The following is a 23,516-nucleotide window of genomic DNA, read 5'->3' as shown; positions in this document are numbered from 1 at the left end:
AAGCCCTGAAAGGACAGACCGATGACGATGGAAAAGACCTTTGACGCGCGCGCCGCCGAGCCGCGGCTTTATGCGAAATGGGAAGAGGCGGGCGCTTTCAAAGCGGGCGCCAATGCCTCGCGCCCGGAAACCTTCTGCATCATGATCCCGCCGCCCAACGTAACGGGCGCGCTTCATGTCGGTCATGCCTTCAACAACACGGTGCAAGATATCTTGATCCGCTGGCACCGGATGCGCGGCTTCGACACGCTGTGGCAGCCGGGCCAAGACCATGCGGGCATTGCCACCCAATTGATGGTGGAAAAGGAACTGGCGAAAACCGGGCAACCTTCGCGCGCTGAACTGGGCCGCGATGCATTCTTGGAAAAGGTCTGGGAGTGGAAGGGCAAATACGGCTCCACCATCATCAACCAGCTTAAGCGCCTTGGCTCATCGTGTGACTGGTCGCGCAACGCTTTCACCATGTCGGGCGCCGAAAACGCCCCGGCAGGCGAGGAAGGTAACTTCCACGATGCGGTGATCAAGGTCTTTGTCGATATGTATAACAAGGGCCTCATCTACCGCGGCAAGCGGCTGGTGAACTGGGATCCCCATTTTGAAACCGCAATTTCGGATCTTGAGGTCGAGAATATCGAAGTTGCCGGCCATATGTGGCACTTCAAATACCCGCTCGCGAATGGCGCGACCTATGAATATGTCGAGAAAGACGAAGACGGGAATGTAACCCTGCGCGAGACGCGCGATTATATTTCCATCGCCACGACGCGCCCTGAAACCATGCTGGGCGATGGCGCGGTGGCGGTGCATCCGTCTGATGAACGTTATGCGCCGATTGTGGGGATGCTGTGTGAAATTCCGGTCGGCCCGAAGGAACACCGCCGCCTGATCCCGATCATCACCGACGAATACCCCGATCCGACCTTTGGCTCGGGTGCGGTGAAGATCACTGGCGCCCATGACTTCAACGACTATCAGGTCGCCAAGCGCGGCAATCTGCCGATGTATCGGCTGATGGATACCAAAGGCGCGATGCGCGCCGATGGGGCGAGCTATGAAGAGTGCGCCAAACGGGCGATGGAAATCTCGAAAGGGGCGGCGTTCACCGAGGCCGAGATTGATACGCTCAACCTGATCCCCGAGGAACTGCGCGGACTGGACCGGATGGAGGCGCGCAAAGCCGTTGTGGCGCAAATCAACGCCGAAGGTCTGGCGGTGATGACCAAAGCCACGGTCAAAGATGACGAGGGCAATGAGGTCGAGACGCTGGTTCCTTACGTTGAGAACAAGCCGATCATGCAGCCCTTTGGCGACCGCTCCAAGGTCGTGATCGAGCCGATGCTGACCGACCAATGGTATGTGGATGCCGAAAAGGTCGTGGGCCCGGCGCTCGACGCTGTGCGCAATGGCACCACCAAAATCATGCCCGAGGCGGGCGAGAAGACCTATTACCACTGGCTTGAAAACATCGAGCCGTGGTGCATCTCGCGCCAGCTTTGGTGGGGGCATCAGATTCCGGTGTGGTATGACGAAGAGGGCAACCACTATTGCGCCCCGTCTGAAGCCGAAGCGCAGGCGATGGCCCCCGGCAAGGTGCTGACCCGCGACCCCGACGTGCTCGACACGTGGTTCTCCTCGGGCCTCTGGCCGATCGGCACGCTGGGCTGGCCGGAAGATACGCCGGAAATGGCGAAATACTTCCCGACCGATGTGCTGGTGACGGGCTTTGACATCCTGTTCTTCTGGGTCGCCCGGATGATGATGATGCAGCTAGCGGTGACGGGGAAAATCCCGTTCCACACCGTTTACCTGCACCAGCTTGTCCGTGACGAGAAGGGCAAGAAGATGTCGAAAACGGCGGGCAATGTGATCGACCCGCTCGAAATCATTGATGAATACGGCGCGGATGCGCTGCGCTTCACCAATGCCTCGATGGCGGCCATCGGGGGGGTGCTGAAACTCTCGAAAGACCGGATCGCGGGCTATCGCAACTTTGGCACCAAGCTTTGGAACGCGACCCGCTTTGCGGAAATGAATGGCGTGTTTGAAGGCCCGGCGGTGGTCGGTGTGCCCCAGCCCAGCCATACGGTGAACAAATGGATCATCGGCGAAACCGCGAAAGTGCGTGAAACCGTCGATGCGGCCTTTGAAAGCTATCGCTTCAACGATGCGGCCAATGCACTTTATGCCTTTGTCTGGGGCAAGGTCTGCGACTGGTATGTGGAATTTGCCAAGCCGCTCTTTGACAGTGACGAGGCCGAGGAAACCCGCGCCACCATGCGTTGGGTGCTCGATCAGTGCTACACGCTGCTGCACCCGATCATGCCGTTTATCACCGAAGAGCTGTGGGGCCTGACCGGCGAGCGGGCAAAAATGCTCGTTCATGGCGACTGGCCGAGCTATGGCGCGGAACTGGTTGATGACGCCGCCGACCGGGAGATGAACTGGGTGATCGGCCTGATCGAGGAAATCCGGTCTTCGCGTGCGCAACTGGGCGTGCCGGTGGCGATGAAACTGCCGATGACCTTGGCCGAAGCCGATGTCGCCGCCCGCGAGGCGCTGGAGCGCAACGAGGCGCTGGTGTTGCGCCTTGCGCGGCTTGAAAGCATCACCGAAGGCGTGGTGGCGAAAGGCTCGATCTCGATCCCGGCACCGGGGGCGTTGTTTGGCCTGCCGCTCGAAGGGGTGATTGATGTGGCGGCGGAAAAAGCGCGGCTGCAAAAATCGCTCGCCAAGGTCGAAAAAGAGGCCGCTGGCCTGAAAGGCCGCTTCGCGAACCCGAAATTCATCGCGAATGCGGCGGAAGAGGTGATCGAGGAAGCCCGCGCCAATCTGGCCGCGCGCGAAGAAGAGGCGGCGAAGATCAGCGCCGCCATCGCGCGCCTGGCCGAGCTTGGCTAAAGGAAAAGGGGGGCGCTGCCCCCCTTGCCTACGGCAATTCCCGCTCGGGATATTTGAAGCACGTCGAAGGGCGCGTTTTCAGTTGTCTGAAAGCGCGCCCTTTTTGCTGGCGGCTATGCGCCGAACCATTCGGCCCAAAGGCCCGCAGCCCAGAACATGAGGCTCAGCGTCATCATCAAGATGCCAAGCCCGAATTTGTCTTTCAGTGCGAAGACAATCGGGTCGTAATCTTGTTTGCCAAACCAGCCGAGCGCCACCATGCGAATAAGCCACCAACCCATCGGCAGCATGGCCACCCACATCAGCCATGTGTCGGGATAGAGCATCTGCCCTTGGTCAGAGATCGAATAGAGAAAGAAGATCAACAGCGCCCCAAAGACGCCAAGCCCCGCGACATTGAGCAAATCGCCCCGGTCGGGCCTTCCATAGCCGCGCCCCGGCAGGCGCTCGTCATTCTTGGCCAAGGTGAGTTCGGTGAGCCGCTTCACGCAGCCCAAGGCGACGAAGACCGGGAAGATGAAGATCAGCATATAGACCGAGACATCCACCTGCCCCGCCGCCGCGCCCGCCACCACGCGGATCGTGTAAAGGCTGGCCAGCGTCGCAATATCAACCCAACGCATCCGCTTGAGTTTGAGCGAATAGGCAAGCGAGGTGAGCATATAAAGCGCGACGATGCCGAGGAAACCGGGGTTGAGCGCCGCCGCGATGCCAAGCGCGCCCAGCGCCAAGCCGACGAAAGCGAGCATCCCCACCCTGATGGGGACAGCCCCGCTTGCAAACGGGCGGCGGCATTTCGTGGGGTGCAGCCGGTCGGCCTCTAGGTCGAGCAGGTCGTTGATGATGTAGATCGACGAGGCCGCAAAGGAAAAGGCCAGCATCCCGAACAGAATTGGCACCAAGGTCACAAGGTCAAACCGGTGCGATGCAATGAGCGGCAGCAAAAGCAGCACGTTCTTGACCCATTGATGCGGGCGGATCGCTTTCCAGAGCGCCTTTGGCGCCCAGCCCCCGGCGATATTGACCACGCCCACGCCGCGCGTGCTCAGGGCTTCGGCTTCGGGGACTTTGCCGACAACAATCGCCGTTTCCGCGTGCTCCCAAACCGCCATATCGGTGGCTTCATTACCGGCATAAAGGAAGCCCTTCTCGCCAAAGGCATGGGTCAAGGCCCCCGCCTTAGCGGCCCCTTTCAGGTTCACCCGCCCCTCGGTCGCGAAGACGCGTTCTGAGAGACCATGCTGCGCGGCCAAGGGCTCCACAAGGGTGCGATGCGAGGCGGAGGCCAAGCAGACCTCCCGCCCCTCGGCCTGCGCGGCTTTCGCAACCTCTAGCACGGCCGGGTTCACCGGCATGAGATCGGAGCGCAAGAGCACAGCAGCGGCGAGTTCGGCCTTAAGCTGCGCCGGGTTCGAGAGGTTTGTCGCCGCAATGCGCAAGGTGGTGAACGGGTCGCGCCCCAGCCCCGCCCAAAAGCCTTCGTACAAAAGGTCCGTGTTCAGGAAGGTGCCATCGACATCCAGCACCAGCGGTTTCAGTTCCGTCATCTCTACCCTTTCAGTGCGAAGACGCAGCCATCGGTCACAAGTTCGGGCGGGCTCAGGCACAGGCCACGCGCCACCTGCCAAGCCGCCAGAACCTTGGGCACATAATCGCGCGTCTCGGCATAGGGCGGCACGCCCCCTGCCCCTTTGACAGCGTTTTCACCCGCATTATAGGCCGCAATCACCATCAGCGGATCGCGGTCGAATTCCTTCATCAGCCAGTTCAAATAGGCGACCCCGCCTTTAATGTTTTGCGCCGGGTCGGTGCTGTCGGTGACAGAAAACCGATCCGCCGTGGCGGGGATCAATTGCATCAGCCCCACCGCACCGGAATGGGAGACGGCATCCGCCCGGCCCCCCGATTCCGTGGAAATGACGGCCAGCACCAAAGCGGGCGAAACCTCGGTGCCGATCGTCGCCGCCAAAATCTCGCGGCCATGGTTCAGCGCAATGGTCTGCAAGTGATCAAGCCGCGGCGCAGAGACGTTTTGCCCCCCCGGCCCCATACCAAGTGCAGAAATCGCTTTTGTGAACCGCCCGGCGCGGTCCCCAAGCGTGGGGGACACCTGATCCCAATACCAGGCATAGCGGGCCGAGGCGCCATCCTTCGCGCGCCCCCCCCCGCTGCTGGGCGCAACAGATGTTTCGGGCGGTGGCGTCGCGGTGAGCGGCTCAAACGGCTTAGCGGCCTGCGCGGCCAGCTGACGGCGCTGTTCCTCTGGGTCGATTTGAATCGTCAGGAAGCGCGTCTGCCCCTTTTTCGGCGGCAATACACGTTTGGGCGTGAAGTGATGCACGGTCGGCCCGGTCTCTGCCCATACCGGCCCCAATGACGGCGCGAGCCCAAGACTCACGCCAGCCGCAAGACTGATTGCCCATATCCGGCGCATCTGCGCCCTCACTTCTGTTATCTGGTTTCTGCTCGTCGGGTCTGCGCCCGTTGCCTCGGTTATCCGCGAAATCTGCATTTTTTCCAAGAAAAAGCCGCGGCTTGCGCCCAAGGCTGATGTGCTTCCAAGAATAGTGTTGCCCACAAGCACGCGTGAATTGGCTTGTAAGCGCTAAAAAATCGTGGGTTTTCAAACACCAGAGCACTTTTGGCTGAAAGTTAATTTTTCCGCAAATATTCCCCGCACACGCCCCAATCGCGCCACGTTTGCCCCCGAAAACAGGGGCATCCCGCGAGGCAGACGGCCAAGGTCAGAGGTGGCAGCACCGCGGAGCAACCAGACCCCAAGGAGAGATCCAATGAAATTCTTCAAATTTGCCCGCAAAATCCGCACCGAAGAAGATGGCGCCGTGACCGTTGACTGGGTCGTGCTGACCGCCGCCGTTGTGGGCCTTGGCGCTGCCGCCCTCACCCTCGTGCGTCAACAAACCGGCACCCTGAGCTCGGCCATCGGCAGCTACCTGTCGACCGCCTCGGTGCAAACCACGTTCTGATCATAATCAGACAGAGATTTGCTGAGGCCGCCCTTCGGGGCGGCCTTTCGCTTTGCCGCCGATCTTGCGCATCGTGCGCCCCAGAAGCCGCGATTTTCGGGCCTTTGACTTTGTTGGCTCTGCCCCGAAGAAATACCGAAGCTGCCCAAATCACGTCACGTTTCGCAGGCAAAACACTCCCATACCGCGATGCAGGGCCAAGCAAGGTGCCCAAGTGGCACCGCGGCCAACCAGAGCGAAACCGAACCCAAGGAAAATCCGATGAAATTCTTCAAATTTGCCCGCAAAATCCGCACCGAAGAAGATGGCGCCGTGACCGTTGACTGGGTCGTGCTGACCGCCGCCGTTGTGGGCCTCGGCGCTGCCGCCCTCACCCTCGTGCGTCAACAAACCGGCACGCTGAGCTCGGCCATCGGCAGCTACCTGTCGACCGCCTCGGTGCAAACCACGTTCTGATCCTAATCAGACAGAGATTTGCTAAGGCCGCCCTTCGGGGCGGCCTTTCGCTTTACCGCCGATCTTGCGCACCGAAACGGCTCAAAACGGCTATTTACCCAATTTTCATTTTTTTGGCTCTGCCGCGAAGAAATACCGAAGCTGCCCAAATCACGTCACGTTTCGCCGGCAAAACAGTCTCATACCGCGATGCAGGGCCAAACGAGGTGCCCAAGCGGCACCGCGGCCAACCAGAGCCAAACCGAACCCAAGGATAGATCCGATGAAATTCTTCAAATTCGCCCGCAAAATCCGCACCGAAGAAGATGGCGCCGTGACCGTTGACTGGGTCGTGCTGACCGCCGCCGTTGTGGGCCTCGGCGCCGCTGCCCTCACCCTCGTGCGTCAACAAACCGGCACCCTGAGCTCGGCCATCGGCAGCTACCTGTCGACCGCCTCGGTGAAGACCACGTTCTGATCCTAATCGGATAAAGATTTACGAAGGCCGCCCCAACTGGGCGGCCTTTTGCATTTGCACGCTCAGCACCTTCGCCCTGCGCTGAGTCGTTAAATTTACCAACAAGCGCCCAATTTGCGCCGTGTTGTTTGGGTATCCCGGTTGAAGTAGCCGATGCATACAGGGAAACAGCCGTGAAACCGTGTATTTGTAAAACAAGACTTTTGAAGAGTATTCACGCCGAAGACGGCGCCGTCACCGTAGATTGGGTCGTACTGACCGCCGCGGTCGTGTCCCTGGGCATGATTGTTGGCCTGGTGATCTGGAACAATTCAGGCTCGATCGCACAGATGATCGCTTCCTACATTGGTTCCCAAGAGGTCGTGACCACGTTCTGATCAAAGAGACCCGCGCGCGCCAGCCACGAAATTGCCCGATTTCGGGTAGAGTATGGCGCGCGTACAAGGCCGATATTTGGCACAGAAAGGATCAGGTGACACGATGCGGATGGTTTTTGCTCTGTTTCTGGCGCTTGGCGTGGCCCTTGGTGGGGTTGCGATCTACATGGCCCAGCAACAGATGTCCCGGTTTCAAGCGGAGCGTGACTATCTGGCTGCCGCGCAGGCCAATGCGCCGCAGCTGGCAGATGTCGTCGTCTTGCGGCGCCCGCTGAAATATGGGGAACGCTTCACAATGGCGGATTTGGGCGTTGTGAAAATGCAGGCGGACCGTTTGCCCCAAGGTGTCTTCCATAAGGTGAGCGCCCCGCAAGATTCGCCCGAAGCACAGATCGCTGCCTTCTTTGACGGCGAAACTCGGCCGCGTGCGGCACTACGCTCCTATGAAATGTATGAGCCCATTCTCGCACAGAAAATCACACCTCCGGGTGTCGATGCCGGGATCACCGCCAACCTCGCCCCCAACATGCGCGCCTTCACCATTGAGGTGGACGTCTCTTCGGGCGTCTCCGGCTTCCTGCGTCCGGGCGACCGGGTCGATGTTTATTGGTCTGGCTCGGTGAACGACCAGCCTGTGACCAAGCTGATCGACACCAACCTTAAACTGATCGCGATTGACCAAAGCGCCGATGCGGACCGCAGTGAAGAAACGCAAGTGGCGCGCACGGTCACCGCAGAGGTTACGCCCGAGCAAGTCGCCGCGCTGACACTTGCGAAATCGACGGGTCGCCTGACGCTTTCGCTTGTTGGGATGCAGAACACCGCTGATCTCGGAACCATCGAAATTGACCGCAACAAACTTCTCGGCATTCAGGTCCAAGAAGCGGTTCAAGTGGAGGCAGCCCGGGTCTGCACCATCAAAACGCGGCGCGGCACCGAGGTGATCGAAACCGAAATTCCTTGCAAGGATTGACGGTGTCCGAAAGCGAAACCCTCTATGGCCGTGTGGCATGCCCACACGGCCTTTGCATGAAAAAGTCCGTCCAAGCGGTTGATTCTTGCAAAATTTTGAACATTCAGGCAGATTGATGCGAACTGGGGCGAAACAGCCCCTTGACCGGGCGTAAGATCCGGGTGGCAGAACGTGATCGGAGAGGCAGGATCACAATGAAAATGAAGCGTTTTCTTTGGGCTTGCGCGCTTGGCGTCGCGCTTGGCTCCTCGGCTTTCATGCCGCTTCAGGCGGAGACCCTGCGTGTTGTTTCGGGCACATCAAGCACGCCATTGAACGTTCCGATGAACCGGGCCGTCGTGGTTGAAAGCGACGAGCCCTTCTCTGAACTGTCGATTGCGAACCCCGGCATTGCCGATGTGACAACGCTTTCGGATCAGACGATTTATGTGCTGGGCAAGGTGCCTGGCCGCACGACGATGACGATCCTTGGGGCCGATGGCGCGCTTTTGTCAAACGTGGAGGTGCAAGTCACCCCCGACATTGGCGAATTCAAAGAGCGACTGCGCCAGATTTTGCCGGGCGAAAACATCGAAGTGCGGACCGCCAATGATGGCATCGTTTTGTCGGGCACGGTTTCCTCGAGCGCGAAACTCGACCGTGCTCTCGATCTCGCTCATCGCTACGCTCCGGATCGGGTTTCCAATCTGATGACGGTGGGCGGCACGCAGCAGGTGATGCTGAAAGTCCGCTTTGCAGAAATGCAGCGTTCGGTTTCCAAGAACCTCTCTTCCTCGCTCGCGATGCGCGGCACCGTTGGCGGGGGCTCCGCCGCGACCGGCCTGATTTCAGGCACTGGCAACTTCACCCAGAGCTCGGGCGCAGTGAGCGATGTGTTTGACAGCGGGACTGTGCCAATCTCGGGCGAATCCGGCGCGGTCAACCTTGGCTTCACCGTCGGCAACATGGAATTTGCCGTTCTGATGGAAGCACTTGAAAGCAAGGGGATGGTGCGCACGCTCGCCGAACCGAACCTGACCGCGCTTTCGGGGCAAGAAGCGAAGTTTCTGGCTGGCGGCGAATACCCAATCCCGGTGGTCGACAACAACACCGTCACCATCCGCTACAAGCCCTTCGGCGTGGAAATGACCTTCACGCCCCGCGTGGTTGACGGCAATCTGATCAACCTAGAAATCGCGGCGGCGGTTTCGGCAATCGATACCTCGGTCACCATGACCAATGGCGGCTTCACCGTGAACGCGTTTAAGCGGCGCGAAACCTCGACCACGGTCGAGATGCGCGATGGGGAAAGCTTCGCCATTGCCGGGCTTTTGCAAGACGACTTCAACGATGTGAACAGCCAAATCCCGTGGCTTGGCGATGTGCCCGTGCTGGGCGCGCTGTTCCGCTCTGCCTCGTTTGAGCGCAACCAATCCGAATTGGTGATCATCGTGACTCCGCATCTGGTTTCGCCGACGCGTGGCGAGGCGCTGGCAATGCCCACCGACCGGGTGCGGCTGCCCACAGAATCGGAATTGTTCTTGATGGGCAAAACCTCAGCGCAACCGGTGTCTGGCGCGGCGGGCGAAGTGGCCAAGCAAGACTTCTCCGGCTCCTACGGCTATTTGATGGAGTGAACCAATGCAGCTAAGGGGCCCCAAGATGCCGAATGGCGCGATGCGTTACACCGTCATGGTAATCGCCACTCTGGCCCTTGCGGCCTGTAGCAGCGATAAATTTCTTTCCGAGGCAGGTACGGAATTCGACGCCGGCGGCTTTGGCAATGCCACAATGAACAACTCGCTGGTAATGTCCGGCAACCGTGAGTTCATTGTCAGCCTCACGCGTAAATTCGCGCAAGATGTGCCCAATACGGTCAATTTCGCCTTCAACTCAGATGTGCTGGACGCGAATGCCCAAGCCGCGCTGGTCAAACAGGCGGATTGGATCAAACAATTCCCCGAGGTCAAATTCCGCGTCTACGGCCATACCGATCTTGTTGGCTCCAATGCCTATAACAAGTCACTTGGCCTGCGCCGGGCGCGTGCCGTTGTCAACTTCCTGACCGGACATGGCATTTCTCGCTCGCGGCTTGAGGCGGTTGTCTCCTTCGGCGAAACACAGCCTCTGGTCTACACGCAAGACCCGAACGAACAAAACCGCCGTACCGTGACCGAAGTGACGGGCCTGATCAAACGCGAACCGCAATTCCTGAACGGGAAATACGCCGAACTGATCTTCCGCGACTATGTCAGTTCTGCAACCCCGGCCATGGCGTCCGATACAGACAAGCTCGGCGACTAACGCCGCATTCCTTGCAACTCGTGGGCGGACCTTGGCAACAAGGTCCGCCCACGGCGTTTATCGTCTCCGATTACCCCACAATTGGAACAATCCGGCCCCAATGTCGCCCAGATTGCTGGCGAATTTCGGTTCAGCAGGAAGAGGCACGTCCGCCGAGTCGTGCCCGTTTCGTGGCTGAATCGCCGGGCCCCTCACCCCGAGCCGGCGGTCGTCACGCAATGCGTAACAAAGGACCGAGGCAATGAGTGCTGCAGCTATTCTTTCCCCTGAGCCCGCGCCGATCGTGGCCTGTACGGTCTCGCGGGACGTATCGAATTTCGATCTTCTGATTGAGGATATGGAAGCCGAGCTTGGTGAAAGCTGGGGCGACCTGACGTTTGAAGACGCCGTTATCTTTCTGAACCAACCAGATTCTGAATCGCTTGAATTCATTGCCATCGCGGTCGACAGCGATGATGAGGGCGATCTCGGCCGGATTTCTGGCATCATCACTTCAGCGAAAGAAAAAGGCATCCGCGTGATCTTGATCGCGGAAGAGGTAAGCCCGATTGCCTTGCACCAATTGCTCCGCCTTGGGGCTGATGACTTTGTGCCCTACCCGCTCCCCGAAGGGGCGCTGCATGAAGCGGTGGAACGGCTTGGTCAACCCGCCGCAGAGCCGACGGAGTCGGATCAGCCCGAACATGCTGCACCGCCGACCATGAAGGCGTCGGGTGGTGGGCGTGATGGCGTTGTCCTGCCCGTGCACGGCCTGTCTGGTGGCGCGGGCGCAACGACCTTTGCCGTGAACCTCGCGTGGGAATTGGCAAACCCGGAACAATCGAAAAAGAACCCGGTCACGCCGCCGCGTGTCTGCCTTCTGGATTTCGATTTCCAGTTCGGCTCCGCTTCGACCTACCTTGATCTGCCGCGCCGCGATCTTGTGTTTGAACTGCTGCAAGATACGTCCAGCATGGATAGCGAAAGCTTCAATCAGGCGCTTTTGAGCTTTAACGACCGGCTGCAGGTGCTGACCGCGCCGCCGGAAATGCTGCCGCTCGACATTGTCACCGGCGAAGATATCTCGCGGCTGATCGAAATGGCGCGCACGAATTTCGATTTCGTCGTGATCGACATGCCCTCGACGGTCATCAGCTGGACCGAGACGGTGTTGAATGCGGCGCATCTTTACTTCGCGCTTATCGAACTCGACATGCGCTCAGCCCAGAATACGCTGCGGATGATCCGCGCGCTTAAGGCCGAAAACCTGCCCGCCGAAAAGCTGCGCTATGTGTTGAACCGCGCGCCGAAATTCACCGATTTGAACGGAAAATCGCGCGTCAAACGCCTCGCCGAAAGTCTCGACATCTCGCTGGAGGTGCTGCTCTCGGATGCTGGGCGGGTGGTGACGCAGGCAAACGACCACGGCCTGCCGCTTGCCCTTTCCGCCGCCAAATCGCCGCTGCGCAAAGAAATTCAGAAGCTCGCACAATCGATTGCCGACTTGAACCGCGCAGCCGAAGCAGCGACCGCCTGAAGACCGTCCCGGAGGAAGCCGCATGTTCTCGCGCTATAAGAAACCCGCCGCAGGTGCCCCCGCCAAGCCCGCTCAAGCGGCGCCTGCGGCTGCCGCGCCGCCGCCGGTACCGCTCGCCGCCGCTTCCAACGAACCCGCAAAGCCGCCCCTCGTTCAACGTCGGGCTATGCCCAACAGCGGGGCAAGTGCAGCGCAAGCCGCGACGGCAGACAAAGATCGCAAGCGCAAAGAACGGATGAGCGAGTTGAAGGTGGAGCTGCATAAGCGGCTTTTGGAAAACCTCAACCTCGCAGCGCTTGAGCATGCCTCTGAATCCGAACTCAAGTCCGAGATCGCGGCAATTTCCGCCGAGGCAATGACCGAATTGTCGGTTGCTTTGAACAGCGCCGAACGTTCGACTTTGCACCAGGAGCTTTATGACGAGGTGATGGGCCTCGGCCCGCTAGAGCCGCTTTTGCAAGACGATACCGTCTCCGATATTCTGGTGAACGGCCCGAACCAGATCTTTGTAGAGCGTTTCGGTAAGCTGCAGCTCTCGGATGTGACCTTCAAAGATGAAAAGCACCTGTTGCGGATCATCGACAAGATCGTGTCCGCCGTGGGGCGCCGGGTCGATGAATCCAACCCCTATGTTGACGCTCGCTTGGCGGATGGCTCGCGTTTCAACGCGATGGTGCCGCCGATTGCGGTGGACGGTTCGCTTGTCTCCATTCGGAAATTCAAAAAAGACAAGCTTGCCATTGATGATCTGGTGAAATTCGGCGCCTTCACCGAGGAAATGGCGGCCTATCTGCAAGCAGCTGTGGCAACCCGGTTGAACGTCATCGTTTCGGGCGGGACGGGCTCTGGTAAGACCACCACGCTCAATGCGCTTTCCAGCTTTATCGACAACTCCGAACGTATTCTGACGATCGAAGACACGGCCGAACTTCAGCTGCAACAGACCCATGTCGGCCGGATGGAAAGCCGCCCGCCCAACGTTGAGGGCAAGGGCGCCGTGACCCAACGCGACTGTCTGCGCAACGCTTTGCGGATGCGCCCAGACCGGATCATCGTCGGCGAAACGCGCGGCGAAGAGGTCATCGACATGCTGCAGGCGATGAATACCGGCCACGATGGTTCGATGACCACGATCCACGCCAACTCTGCGCGCGATGGGATCTCGCGTTTGGAAAACATGGTGGCGATGGCCGGGATTGAGATGCCGATCAAAGCCGTGCGCAGCCAGATCGCCTCGGCTGTGAACCTGATCGTGCAAGCCTCGCGTCTGCAAGACGGTTCGCGCCGCATGGTCTCGATCACTGAAATCACCGGCATGGAAGGTGACGTGATCTCGATGCAGGAAATCTTCCGCTACGAGCGCCTTGGCCTCGCCCCCGATGGCAAGATCATTGGCCGCTTCACCGCCACTGGCGTGCGCAGCCACTATTCTGATCGGTTCCGCCAATGGGGCTATGACCTGCCCTCGACCATCTACGACCCCGTCACTGACTGATTTGGAGCGATCACTGCCATGATCATTTCCCCCACCCCCATCATCTACGGTCTGATCTTCGTTGCCGTGCTTTTGCTGGTCGAGGGGATCTACCTGCTGATGTTCGGCAAGTCGATCTCGCTCAACAACAAGGTCAACCGCCGCCTTGATATGCTCGACAAAGGGCAACGGCGCGAACAGGTTCTGGAGCAACTCCGCAAGGAGGCGACCCAGCACCTCAACGCCCAAGGCATCCCGCTTTATTCGCTGCTCGCCTCCAAGGCGCAAAAGGCAAATATCGCGTTTTCGCCAACCATGCTGATCGCGGTGATGGCGCTTGTGAGCTTTGTCGCCTTTTTGGGGCTGAGCCTTGGCACGCAAGCGTCCACCCCGGTGCGCGCAGTTCTGGCTGTGGTCATGGGCGTTGGCGGCGTTTATTTCTGGATCAATGGCAAAGCCAATAAGCGTTTGAAATTGGCGGAAGAGCAGCTTCCCGATGCGGTGGAACTGATGGTGCGCAGCTTGCGGGTGGGGCATCCGTTTTCCTCCGCCGTTCAAGCCGTCGCAAAAGAAATCCCCGATCCTTTGGGCACCGAATTCGGGATTATCGCGGACGAGGCCGCCTATGGCCGCAACGTGGTCGACAGCCTGCGCGACTTGGCCGAACGGCTCGACATGCAGGATTTGCGCTTCCTCGCCGTGGCAGTGTCTATCCAGCAAACCTCTGGCGGCAACTTGGCCGAGGTGCTTGAAGGGCTCGCCAAAGTGATCCGCTCGCGGTTCCGGCTATTTCGCCGTGTCCGCGCCATCACCGCCGAACCGAAATGGTCGGGGATGTTCCTGTCTGGCTTCCCGGTGGCGGTTCTGGTCACCATCTCCATCGTGTCGCCCAATTACTATGACGCCGTCAAAGACACCCCCGCCTTCGTGCCCGCCGCCATTGCTGCCTTTGCCCTGCTGGGCTGCAATGTGCTGTTCATGAAGGTCATGACCACGATCAAGGTCTGAGGAGGCCACGATGTCCATCGACACGCTCACCACCATGTTGACCGATATGCTCGGGCCGATGGGTCCGGTGATTGCACTCGCAGGCGTCGCCGCGCTCATGGTTCTTGCCACCTTGCCGTTGATGGTCAAGAAGCGCGAAGATCCGCTCGATAAGCTTCGGGCCTCGGTCTCGGCACAGAAGGGCCGTACCGCAAATGCAGCGCCCAAAAACGCGCAACCGCTACGCAATACCGGCGGCAGTGACAAGCTTGAAAAATTCGCAGACTTCCTTGAACCCAAAAGCAAGGAAGAAATGTCCGAAAGCCGCAAGTGGCTACAAAAGGCGGGCTATCGCAGTGCGAATGCCGTGCGGACCTATCACGCGATCCAGTTCGGACTGGCCATCGGCCTTTTGTTGCTCGGCGTCGCCTATGTGATGCTTTATAACGCCACGAAGCCCGTCCCGCTCAGTTCAACCATCGCGATCATGGCGGTGATTGGTCCAGGCGTTCTGGGCTATTACGCGCCGACCTATTGGATCAACAAGCGGGTCGCCGCCCGCACCGCCGAAATTCAGGATGGCTTCCCCGATGCGCTCGACATGCTTCTGGTCTGCGTTGAAGCCGGTTTGTCGCTTGACCAAGGGATTATCCGCGTTTCGAAAGAACTGATGTCATCCTACCCCGCGCTTGCCGAAGAATTTGAGACCGTCTCCCATGAGATCAAGGCTGGTCTTGATAAGCCCTCGGTTCTGCGGGCCTTCGCGGACCGCTCGGGCGTGCCCGATGTAGCCTCCTTCGTGACGGTGATGATCCAGTCGCAACAATTCGGGACATCCATCGCCGAAGCGCTGCGCCTTTATGCGGCCGACATGCGCGACAAGCGGATCATGCGCGCCGAAGAAGCCGCCAACAAGATCCCGGTCAAGATGACGCTCGGCACCATGATGTTCACCGTGCCGCCGCTCCTGATCATCCTTGTCGGACCGTCGGTCCATGATATGATGGAAAACTTCAACTCCATCAGCCAGATGTGACCCATGGCCCTGCGCGCCCGCGCCCTGACAACTGCCCTAATCTGCACTTTGGCCGCCTGTTCTCCGGGCGGCCTTGGCCCATCAAGCGAAACCCCTTACGCTCCCGGCACCGCTAAGGGTGAAGGCGTAGACGGGCTTTTGGTCGGCCATCGCCTGATGGCAGCGGGGGAATATGAACTTGCGCTGAAAGCCTATTACCGAGCGGCAGCAGACCAAGGCGCCACGGTGGATGTGCTCTCTGCGATTGGCTCTGCCGATCTAAAGCTTGGACGCCTTGGGCAGGCGGAACAAGTGCTGCGGCGCGCGACGGAAAAAGACGAAACCTTCGTCCCAGCGTGGAACAACTTGGGCGTGGTGTTGATGGAGCAAAACAAGCCCGCCGAGGCCGCTCGGGTGTTCCGCATCGCCTATGGTCTCGACAGTGGCCAATCGGACGCGATCCGGCAAAACCTGCGCCATGCGCTCGCAAAATCGGAAAAACCCGATTATGATCCCCCCGAGGACAGACCGTTCAAGCTCGTGAGGCGTGGGGTTGGTGAATACCTTCTGCTGACCGAGCGTTGAGGCACGAGCAAAAGGACGCAGCAATATGCGCCACCCGATCTTTCTTGCGGCTCTTATGGGCGGCACGCTCGCTCTTGCGGGCTGCATGGGCAGCGAAAAAACCGAAGTTGACCGCGCATTGGACACCGTGAATGCGGTCGATGCGACCAACCTTTCAGACATCATGCTGACGGTGGGCGACCCACGCGAAGCGGTGGCCTATTTCACCCGCTCCACGAATGAAAGCCCCGACCGGATCGATTTGCAACGCGGGCTCGCCAAATCGCTTGTGCGTGCCAATGAGCCTGAGCGCGCGGCAAAGGTCTGGAAGCGCGTCGTCAGCATGGAAGGCGCTACAGCCGATGACAAGGTCGCGCTGGCCGATGCGCAAATCCGCTCAAATGACTGGGCGGGGGCGAAGGCGACGCTGAACACCATCCCGCCGACGCATGAAACCTTTGAGCGTTACAAGCTTGAAGCGATGGTCGCCGACAGCGATCAGAATTGGAAAAAGGCCGACAGCTTCTATGAAATCGCTTCCGGCCTGACCACGCAGCCCTCTGGGGTTCTTAATAACTGGGGCTTTTCCAAGCTGACCCGCGGCGATGCAAAAGGGGCTGAAAAACTCTTTGCCGAAGCGCTGACCTATAATCCGGGCAATTTCACCACCAAGAACAACCTCGTGATGGCCCGCGCCGCGCAAGGCAAATATGACCTGCCGGTGATTGAGATGACCCAGACCGAGCGCGCCAAGCTGCTTTACACAGCGGGGCTTTCCGCCATCAAAAAGGGCGATGTGACGATTGGCCGGGGCCTCTTGCAAGATGCGGTCGACACCTCACCCGTTTATTTCGACGAAGCGGCACGGGCGCTGGAAGCGCTTGATGCCGGCAGCCGGAGGGGCTGAGATGCTGGATCTAAGCCCCCCGGAAGCGGCATCGGTGTTGCTAAAATTCTGCATCCCAATCTGCGCTTGGGTGATCTACACCGACCTCAAATATATGAAAATCCGTAATCTGGCGGTGATGGCCTTGATCGCCGTTTTCGCGGTGGTGGGGCTGTTCGTCTTGCCGCTGGAGGTTTGGGCCTGGCGCTGGGTCAACTTGCCGGTCGTGCTGGGCATCGGATTGCTTTTGAACATGGCCGCAGGTGTGGGCATGGGCGATGTGAAATTCGCGGCGGCGGCGGCCCCCTTTTTCTCGACCAACCCAAACCATATTTGGCTGATGATTTTGCTGCTGCAGGCGTGCCTGATCGCCGCGTTCATCACGCATCGCGGCGCGCGTGCCATTCCTGCGGTGCGCGCCGCCACCCCCGACTGGGTCAGTTGGGGGCACCACAAATTCCCGTTTGGGCTTGTGCTTGTGGGCACCTTAATCGGTTATCTGGGCATGCTGTCCCGCGCTACCTAAGCCGCGGGGCCGCTTTTGCAGCCTGATCGCCAAGCGCCCCATGCGCGGACCACCAACCGGGCTGCGCGGCTGCCAGTTGTGCCTGTGCGGCCTCTGCCGCCGCATCGCTTTCAAAAAGCCCAAAGCAGGTCGCGCCAGAGCCCGACATACGCGCGAGTTTGCAGCCCGGCAGCGCGCTCAATGCCGCCAGCACCTCGGCAATCACCGGGGCCAGCGCCACGGCGGGCGGCTGCAAATCATTGCGTTGCCGCGCAAGCCACGCGATGCAATCCGCAGCCTCGACAAAGGCCGGGATCGGCTCCATCGCCGGATTAGTTTTGGAAGCCAGCGCCTTGAAGACAGCAGGCGTCGACACTTCGACACGCGGGTTGACCAAAACAGCGGGCAAGGGCGGCAGAGCCACCGGGGTCAGTTCCTCGCCAATGCCTTCGGTGCGTGCGGGGCGCGGATCAAGGCACATTGGCACATCGGCGCCCAGCTTCACCACAGCAGCGCCACTGGCCAAAGCCACATCGCGCAATGCCGCCATGCCACGCAAAGCCGCTGCCGCATCCGATGAGCCACCGCCAATCCCTGACGCGGCAGGCAAGCATTTGTCCAGATGGATCGCCGCACCGGGGCCCGGCCCGTAAAGCGCCGCCGCTTTTAGCACCAGATTTTCCGGCCCTTCCGGCACACCGCGCGATTCCGGCCCGGTGACCTTCAACGAAAGGCTCTCTGCGGGCGAAAGCTGCAGCATATCGCCGACCGGCGCAAAGGCCACAAGGCTATCAAGCAGGTGATAGCCATCTTCCCGCTGCCCGGTGACATGCAGCGCCAAATTGACCTTGGCGGGGGCAAAAACCTCAAACTGGCTCATTTGTCAGAATGCAGCGGCGCTGCGCCTTCTTCTTTCAAAACCACGTCCAGGCCGACTTCCAGCTTCCGCCGCACCCGGTCGAGATCAAGGTCAGGTGCGGGGCCAAAATTCAGCGCACGACGCCATTGAAATTCGGCTTCGCGCTTGCGCCCAACGGCCCAATAGACATCGCCCAGATGGTCATTCAGCAGCGCATCTTGCGGCATTAACTCGACCGCGCGTTCCATCTGCTCTGCCGCTTCCGTGTAGCGACCCAGCCGATAATAGGCCCAGCCAAGGCTGTCGGTGATATAGCCATCATCCGGGCGACCAGCGACAGCGCGCTGGATCATATCAAGCGCCTCATCCAAGTTTTGGCGCTTTTCCACATAGGAATAGCCAAGATAGTTGAGCACTGCGGGCTGGCCCGGGTTCAACTCCAGCGCCTTGCGGAAGCCCGCCTCTGCCTGCTCCCATTGGCCAGAGCGTTCCTGCGCAATCGCGCGGGCGTACCACAGCCCCCATTCGCTGCGCTTGGGTTCGCCCGAAAGCTCAATCGCCTTGTCATAAGCTTTCGCAGCCTCGGCGAAGCGATCCTCGCGGCGCAGGTTATCGCCCAACGCCACCCAAACGCCGGGCAGGTCCGCATGGGTGCGGGTCAACTGCTCCAGCACCTCAATCGCCGCATCCGAGCGCCCAGCCTCCACCATCGCCTCGGCCCGGCCCATTTCGGCAGCATGGAAAGCCGGGCTATCAGTGCCGATCATCGCATAGGCCGAAATCGCCAGATCATATTGCTGCACCTGCTCCAAGATCGCAGCGGTGAGCAATGCGGCATCGGTATGATCGGGGCGAAGCCACAGCGCGAGCCGCGCGTGTAAAAGCGCAAAACCCGGGATCGAATCTGCGTTCAACGCTTGCGCGACGGAATAAAAAAGCTCGGCCACACCTTCGCGCGCGGAACCAATGGCCGTGAAGGGCAATGTTTCGCCCGCTTCAAGCCGGTCGCGGATATCGGTCAGGATATCGTCGAGCGGCGCACCAAAGCTCGCATCAAGCAACGCAATCGCATCTTCATTGCGTTCCAACTGCGAGAGTATCTCGACATGCGCCAAAACGCCCCGGCGGGTGCCGTTGTAGATATTGGCATGTGCGCCTGAGAAAATCTCTTCCGCGCCTTCATAATCGCCCACGAGCGCCAAGGCGAGCGCGCGATGATAGCCGGCAAAGCCTTCCAGCCCGTCGATCTTCGCGATTGCATCAAAGGCCTGCATCGCCTCCGACATCTGCCCTTGGCCGACCAAGGCCCAAGCTTTGTAAAGGCCGCCGACCAACTGGCCCGCATCGGCCCCACCTTCAAGCAGCGCCGTGCCCGCCGCAAAATCATCTGACATCGCCGCATCGGCAAGCAACACAAGCACCGCGACCTGCGTCGGGGCCCCATCCCCGGAGGCGATGGCTTTGGAAATATCGCGGGCTTTTTCGACCTCGCCCAAAGCCACATGGGCGAAAAGTGCGCCCTCTTGCACCTTCTGGTCGTCGGGCAGCGTTAGAAGCAGGCGGTCATAGTAAGGCGCAGCTTGGGCGAAATCATTGTCAAGCAGCGCCGCCCGCCCCGCCAGATAAGCGCCGCCATCTTCGCGCGCGAAGGTTGGCAGTGCCGCGAGGCAGGCAAGGGTCGGAAGCAGATAAAGCGCACGGGAAAGCGTTTTGGCAAAGGGCACGGAAAGGGTCCTTGTCGTCAGGTTGCCCGAAAGGTAGCGACCTAGGGCGCCCTATGCAATCGGGGGGAGCCATGGCTCCCCCCGCAACACGTCGATGTGACGCAGGTCTTACATATTCGGGTAGTTCGGGCCGTCGCCACCTTGCGGCGTGGTCCATGTGATGTTCTGCGACGGGTCTTTGATGTCGCAGGTTTTGCAATGGACGCAGTTTTGGAAGTTGATCTGGAACTTCGCATCCGCACCTTCGCCGAGCACCTCATAGACCCCTGCCGGGCAATAGCGCTGCGCCGGCTCGGCATATTTCGCCAAGTTGACCGAAATCGGCACCGACGGATCTTTCAGCTTCAGGTGGCACGGCTGGCTCTCTTCGTGGTTGGTGAAAGAGAAGCTCACGTTGGTCAGCCGATCAAAGCTCAATTTGCCATCGGGTTTCGGATAGTCGATCGGCTTGAATTTGGAGGCCAAGCCAGTATGGGCCGCATCGGTCTTTTTGTGCTTGAGCGTGCCAAAGAACGAGAAGCCAAAGAGCGAGTTGGTCCACATATCAAGACCACCGAGCGCCATCGAAGCCCAGATCCCCCACCACGACCAGATCGGTTTGACGTTGCGAACGGGTTTAAGGTCTTTCGCAATCGGGCCAGAGCGCAGATCGTCTTCATAGGCGGTCAGCTCGTCGCCCTCACGCCCGGCCTTGATCGCCGCCGCCGCCGCATTGGCCGCAGCGATGCCCGAGAGCATGGCATTATGGTTGCCCTTGATGCGCGGCACGTTCACCAGCCCCGCCGAGCAGCCCAAAAGCACCACACCCGGCGCGGTCAGTTTCGGGATCGACTGCCAGCCACCTTCGGAGATCGCGCGCGCGCCATAGGCCACACGTTTGCCGCCTTCCAAAAGCTCCGCCACCATCGGGTGATGTTTGAAGCGCTGGAACTCCATATAGGGGTAGAGATAGGGGTTTTCGTAGTTCAGGTGGACCACGAAGCCGATGTAAACCTGATTATTCTCAATGTGGTAGATGAACGACCCGCCGCCCGCATTATGGTCAAGCGGCCAGCCCATCGTGTGGGTCACCGAACCCTCTTTGTGCTTCTTGGGGTCGATTTCCCAGATTTCTTTCATGCCAAGCCCGAATTTCTGCGGGCATTTGCCCTCAGACAGGTTGAACTTGGCGATCACTTCTTTGCTGAGCGAGCCGCGCACGCCTTCGGACAAGAAGACATATTTGCCCAAAAGCTCCATGCCCGGTTCATAGTTCGGGCCGGGGGTGCCGTCCGAGGCCAAGCCCATTTCGCCCGCCACAACACCGGCGACGCGGTTGCCATCCCACACGATTTGCGAGCACGACATGCCCGGGAAAATTTCGACGCCCAGTTCCTCGGCCTGTTCGGCGAGCCAGCGGCAGACATTCGCCATCGAGACAATGTAGTTGCCGTGATTCGACATCAGCTTGGGCATCGGCCAATGCGGGATATTCATGTGCCCATCACCGCTCAGAAGGTAGAACTTGTCTTCCTTCACCGGGGTTTTGATCGGGGCACCTTTGGATTTCCAATCCGGGATCAGCGCATCAAGACCGCTGGGGTCGAGCACCGCACCAGAAAGGATATGCGCGCCAACTTCGGAGCCTTTTTCCAACACGACAACGTTCAGATCCGGGTCGATCTGCTTGAGACGGATCGCCGCCGACAGACCGGAGGGCCCAGCCCCCACGATCACCACATCGTATTCCATCGACTCGCGTTCGATCTCGGACATCTCGAGTTCCCTTCAGCCTTCAAAATCGCGTGCTCCGCGCAACGTGGTAGCTTAACTACCGGTTTGAAGCAATTGTAACGCCGCACCGCAAAGCAAGATTCTTTCGCAGATGCAGCAACAAGTGGCGGGAATTTGCGTGCACGCCAGCGGCGCCCTATCGCCGAAAAACGCCCCCGGCCCTTGACACCGGACCCGCTTGGCGGATTTACCTTCGTGAAGCGCAAAACAAGTGCAAGCCACAACAGGTCAAGGGCCTCCATGGAAAAGATACCGATGACTCGCGCCGGGTACACAGTGCTCGACGAAGAACTCAAGACGTTGAAAACGGTCGAGCGCCCCTCTGTGATTAAGGCGATTGCCGAAGCGCGCGAACATGGCGACCTGTCGGAAAACGCCGAATATCACGCCGCGCGTGAAAAGCAGAGCTTTGTCGAGGGCCGGATCAAAGAGCTTGAAGCGATCCTTGGCCGCGCCGAGGTGATCGACCCGACCAAACTTTCTGGCTCGGTCAAATTCGGTGCCACGGTGACTTTGGTGGACGAAGACACCGATGAAGAGCGCACCTATCAGATTGTCGGCGAACATGAAGCCGATCTGGAGCGCGGGCTCTTGAACATCAAATCACCGATTGCGCGCGCGCTTATTGGCAAAGACGAGGGTGACAGCGTCGATGTGCGCACGCCCGGCGGTCAACGCAGCTACGAGATCCTCTCGGTGAAGTTCGTCTGACCGAAGGAAAGGTGAAGGTGGGCAGTCATGGGCGAGCCCGGACCGGACCGTAAGCATCCTGACCCCGGCGTGATGCCGGATAGTCCCGCGGCGCGCACCTCGCGCACCGAATGGATTGCGCTTGGCCTGAGCGCGGTCTGGCTTGGCATGGTCGGGGCGTTTTGGGTGTTTGTTCCTCACGGCAGCTCCGAGGCCGGCCTAGATGCGGCCTCGGTGATTTTGACGCTTGTCGGCATTGTGCTGCCCATTGTGATGATCTGGGTCGCGGCCATCACCACCCGCACCGCGCGTGAAATGCGCGCCGAAGCGCAGGCACTGCGCGCCTCGGTCGAAGCGATGCGGGCCGCTTGGGTGTCGCAAAACCAAGTGCGCAGCGGAGCGGGCCAAGCGCTTGAGAAAAAGCTTGATGAGGTGGCGATGGCCGCACGTCAGGCCGAAACCGCGCTCGCCACGTTTTCGTCGCGTCGCGACCATGGGGCGGTGCAACCCTCGGCCGACCGCAAGGCCGCGCTGGTGCCCCCCAAACCCGCCGCCCCTGTCGATGATCAGCCCACGCTCGCGCTTGGCACCCCGGCAGAAGAATTGGCCCCGCCGGTGTCGATGGCAGATTTCATCCGTGCGATGCAATTCCCCGATAATGCCGAGGATAAAGAGGGCTTCCGGGCCCTGCGCCGCGCGCTTGAAAACCGCACCATGGCGAAGCTGTTGCGTGCCGCCCAAGATGTGCTGAACCTGCTCGCGCAAGATGGCATCTATATGGATGACCTGAAACCCGACCGCGCCCGGCCCGAGCTGTGGCGCCGCTTTGCCCAAGGCGAGCGAGGCCGCGAAATCGCCGCGCTTGGCGGTGTGCGCGATCGGTCCTCGCTGGCGCTGACGGCGGGCCGTATGCGCACCGATACGATCTTTCGCGATGCGGCGCACCATTTCCTGCGCCAGTTCGACCGGACCTTTGTGGAGTTTGAACAAAACGCCACCGATCAGGAGGTGGCGGAATTGGCCGAAACCCGCACCGCACGGGCATTCATGTTGCTGGGTCGCGTGACCGGCACTTTCGACTAAGCTCCGCCG

At 60.0% G+C, this 23,516-nt stretch carries 22 protein-coding genes; 17 read left to right on the top strand and 5 right to left on the bottom strand.

Annotated features, from left to right (window positions below; translation table 11 throughout):
• The first annotated feature begins 21 nt into the window (after positions 1-21).
• A complete protein-coding gene (locus tag BW967_RS10925) occupies positions 22-2,898 on the top strand; it encodes a valine--tRNA ligase (protein ID WP_076485114.1) in 2,877 nt (958 codons plus the stop codon).
• A gap of 113 nt (positions 2,899-3,011) precedes the next feature.
• Here BW967_RS10925 and BW967_RS10920 read toward each other — a convergent pair whose 3' ends face one another.
• Entirely contained in the window at positions 3,012-4,445 is a 1,434-nt protein-coding gene (locus tag BW967_RS10920; RefSeq protein WP_076485113.1) for a UbiA family prenyltransferase, read from the bottom strand.
• 2 nt (positions 4,446-4,447) lie between these two features.
• On the bottom strand, positions 4,448-5,332 hold the full coding sequence (locus BW967_RS10915) for a lytic transglycosylase domain-containing protein (RefSeq protein WP_076485112.1): 885 nt from the start codon (positions 5,330-5,332) through the stop codon (positions 4,448-4,450).
• 358 nt (positions 5,333-5,690) lie between these two features.
• On the opposite strand from BW967_RS10915, the gene BW967_RS10910 reads away from it, so the two are divergent.
• From BW967_RS10910 to BW967_RS10845, 14 genes are all read left to right on the top strand, one after another.
• Complete coding sequence (locus BW967_RS10910) at positions 5,691-5,885, top strand: hypothetical protein (protein ID WP_076485111.1); 195 nt, start codon at positions 5,691-5,693, stop codon at positions 5,883-5,885.
• 261 nt (positions 5,886-6,146) lie between these two features.
• Entirely contained in the window at positions 6,147-6,341 is a 195-nt protein-coding gene (locus BW967_RS10905; protein WP_076485111.1) for a hypothetical protein, read from the top strand.
• A gap of 262 nt (positions 6,342-6,603) precedes the next feature.
• Entirely contained in the window at positions 6,604-6,798 is a 195-nt protein-coding gene (locus BW967_RS10900) for a hypothetical protein (protein ID WP_076485110.1), read from the top strand.
• Between the two features lie 173 nt (positions 6,799-6,971).
• Positions 6,972-7,175, top strand: a complete 204-nt coding sequence (locus BW967_RS10895) for a hypothetical protein (protein WP_245826534.1) — start codon at positions 6,972-6,974, stop codon at positions 7,173-7,175.
• 103 nt (positions 7,176-7,278) lie between these two features.
• On the top strand, positions 7,279-8,148 hold the full coding sequence (gene cpaB / locus BW967_RS10890; RefSeq protein ID WP_076485109.1) for a Flp pilus assembly protein CpaB: 870 nt from the start codon (positions 7,279-7,281) through the stop codon (positions 8,146-8,148).
• Between the two features lie 194 nt (positions 8,149-8,342).
• Positions 8,343-9,764, top strand: a complete 1,422-nt coding sequence (locus BW967_RS10885) for a type II and III secretion system protein family protein (protein WP_076485108.1) — start codon at positions 8,343-8,345, stop codon at positions 9,762-9,764.
• A gap of 25 nt (positions 9,765-9,789) precedes the next feature.
• The gene (locus tag BW967_RS10880; RefSeq protein ID WP_245826532.1) at positions 9,790-10,431 is read left to right on the top strand and encodes an OmpA family protein; all 642 of its coding nucleotides are present in this window, start codon (positions 9,790-9,792) and stop codon (positions 10,429-10,431) included.
• A gap of 241 nt (positions 10,432-10,672) precedes the next feature.
• Positions 10,673-11,947, top strand: a complete 1,275-nt coding sequence (locus BW967_RS10875) for a CpaE/TadZ family protein (RefSeq protein WP_076485107.1) — start codon at positions 10,673-10,675, stop codon at positions 11,945-11,947.
• Positions 11,948-11,969: 22 nt separating this feature from the next.
• Positions 11,970-13,442 carry a TadA family conjugal transfer-associated ATPase gene (locus BW967_RS10870; protein WP_076485106.1) on the top strand — a complete coding sequence of 491 codons (1,473 nt, stop codon included), beginning with the start codon at positions 11,970-11,972 and terminating at the stop codon, positions 13,440-13,442.
• 18 nt (positions 13,443-13,460) lie between these two features.
• Positions 13,461-14,429, top strand: a complete 969-nt coding sequence (locus tag BW967_RS10865; RefSeq protein WP_083952158.1) for a type II secretion system F family protein — start codon at positions 13,461-13,463, stop codon at positions 14,427-14,429.
• 10 nt (positions 14,430-14,439) lie between these two features.
• On the top strand, positions 14,440-15,444 hold the full coding sequence (locus BW967_RS10860) for a type II secretion system F family protein (protein ID WP_076485105.1): 1,005 nt from the start codon (positions 14,440-14,442) through the stop codon (positions 15,442-15,444).
• Between the two features lie 3 nt (positions 15,445-15,447).
• Complete coding sequence (locus tag BW967_RS10855) at positions 15,448-16,008, top strand: tetratricopeptide repeat protein (protein ID WP_076485104.1); 561 nt, start codon at positions 15,448-15,450, stop codon at positions 16,006-16,008.
• Positions 16,009-16,033: 25 nt separating this feature from the next.
• Complete coding sequence (locus tag BW967_RS10850) at positions 16,034-16,894, top strand: tetratricopeptide repeat protein (RefSeq protein ID WP_076485103.1); 861 nt, start codon at positions 16,034-16,036, stop codon at positions 16,892-16,894.
• A 1-nt stretch (position 16,895) separates the two neighbouring features.
• Positions 16,896-17,399 (top strand): prepilin peptidase, encoded by a 504-nt coding sequence (locus tag BW967_RS10845; RefSeq protein ID WP_076485102.1) that lies wholly within the window; start codon positions 16,896-16,898, stop codon positions 17,397-17,399.
• Here BW967_RS10845 and BW967_RS10840 read toward each other — a convergent pair.
• The 3 genes from BW967_RS10840 to BW967_RS10830 all read right to left on the bottom strand — a co-directional run bounded on the left by BW967_RS10840 (position 17,392) and on the right by BW967_RS10830 (position 21,716).
• The gene (locus BW967_RS10840; protein WP_076485101.1) at positions 17,392-18,258 is read right to left on the bottom strand and encodes a 4-(cytidine 5'-diphospho)-2-C-methyl-D-erythritol kinase; all 867 of its coding nucleotides are present in this window, start codon (positions 18,256-18,258) and stop codon (positions 17,392-17,394) included. The two genes, BW967_RS10845 and BW967_RS10840, sit on opposite strands and share 8 nt — an antisense overlap.
• Positions 18,255-19,961 carry a tetratricopeptide repeat protein gene (locus BW967_RS10835; protein ID WP_083952156.1) on the bottom strand — a complete coding sequence of 569 codons (1,707 nt, stop codon included), beginning with the start codon at positions 19,959-19,961 and terminating at the stop codon, positions 18,255-18,257. The genes BW967_RS10840 and BW967_RS10835 overlap by 4 nt, the downstream gene beginning before the upstream one ends.
• Positions 19,962-20,069: 108 nt before the next feature.
• The gene (locus tag BW967_RS10830; RefSeq protein ID WP_076485099.1) at positions 20,070-21,716 is read right to left on the bottom strand and encodes an electron transfer flavoprotein-ubiquinone oxidoreductase; all 1,647 of its coding nucleotides are present in this window, start codon (positions 21,714-21,716) and stop codon (positions 20,070-20,072) included.
• Positions 21,717-21,974: 258 nt separating this feature from the next.
• On the opposite strand from BW967_RS10830, the gene greA reads away from it, so the two are divergent.
• Positions 21,975-22,445: a transcription elongation factor GreA gene (greA, locus tag BW967_RS10825; RefSeq protein WP_076485098.1), complete on the top strand. Its 471-nt coding sequence runs from the start codon at positions 21,975-21,977 to the stop codon at positions 22,443-22,445.
• Positions 22,446-22,472: 27 nt separating this feature from the next.
• On the top strand, positions 22,473-23,507 hold the full coding sequence (locus tag BW967_RS10820) for a hypothetical protein (RefSeq protein WP_076485097.1): 1,035 nt from the start codon (positions 22,473-22,475) through the stop codon (positions 23,505-23,507).
• The last annotated feature ends 9 nt before the right edge of the window (positions 23,508-23,516 follow it).

The organism is Rhodobacter aestuarii, assembly GCF_900156655.1.
Taxonomy (GTDB): Bacteria; Pseudomonadota; Alphaproteobacteria; order Rhodobacterales; family Rhodobacteraceae; genus Rhodobacter; species Rhodobacter aestuarii.
Note: the sequence above shows the minus strand (reverse complement) of the source record. Positions and strands in the feature narration are given on the sequence as shown.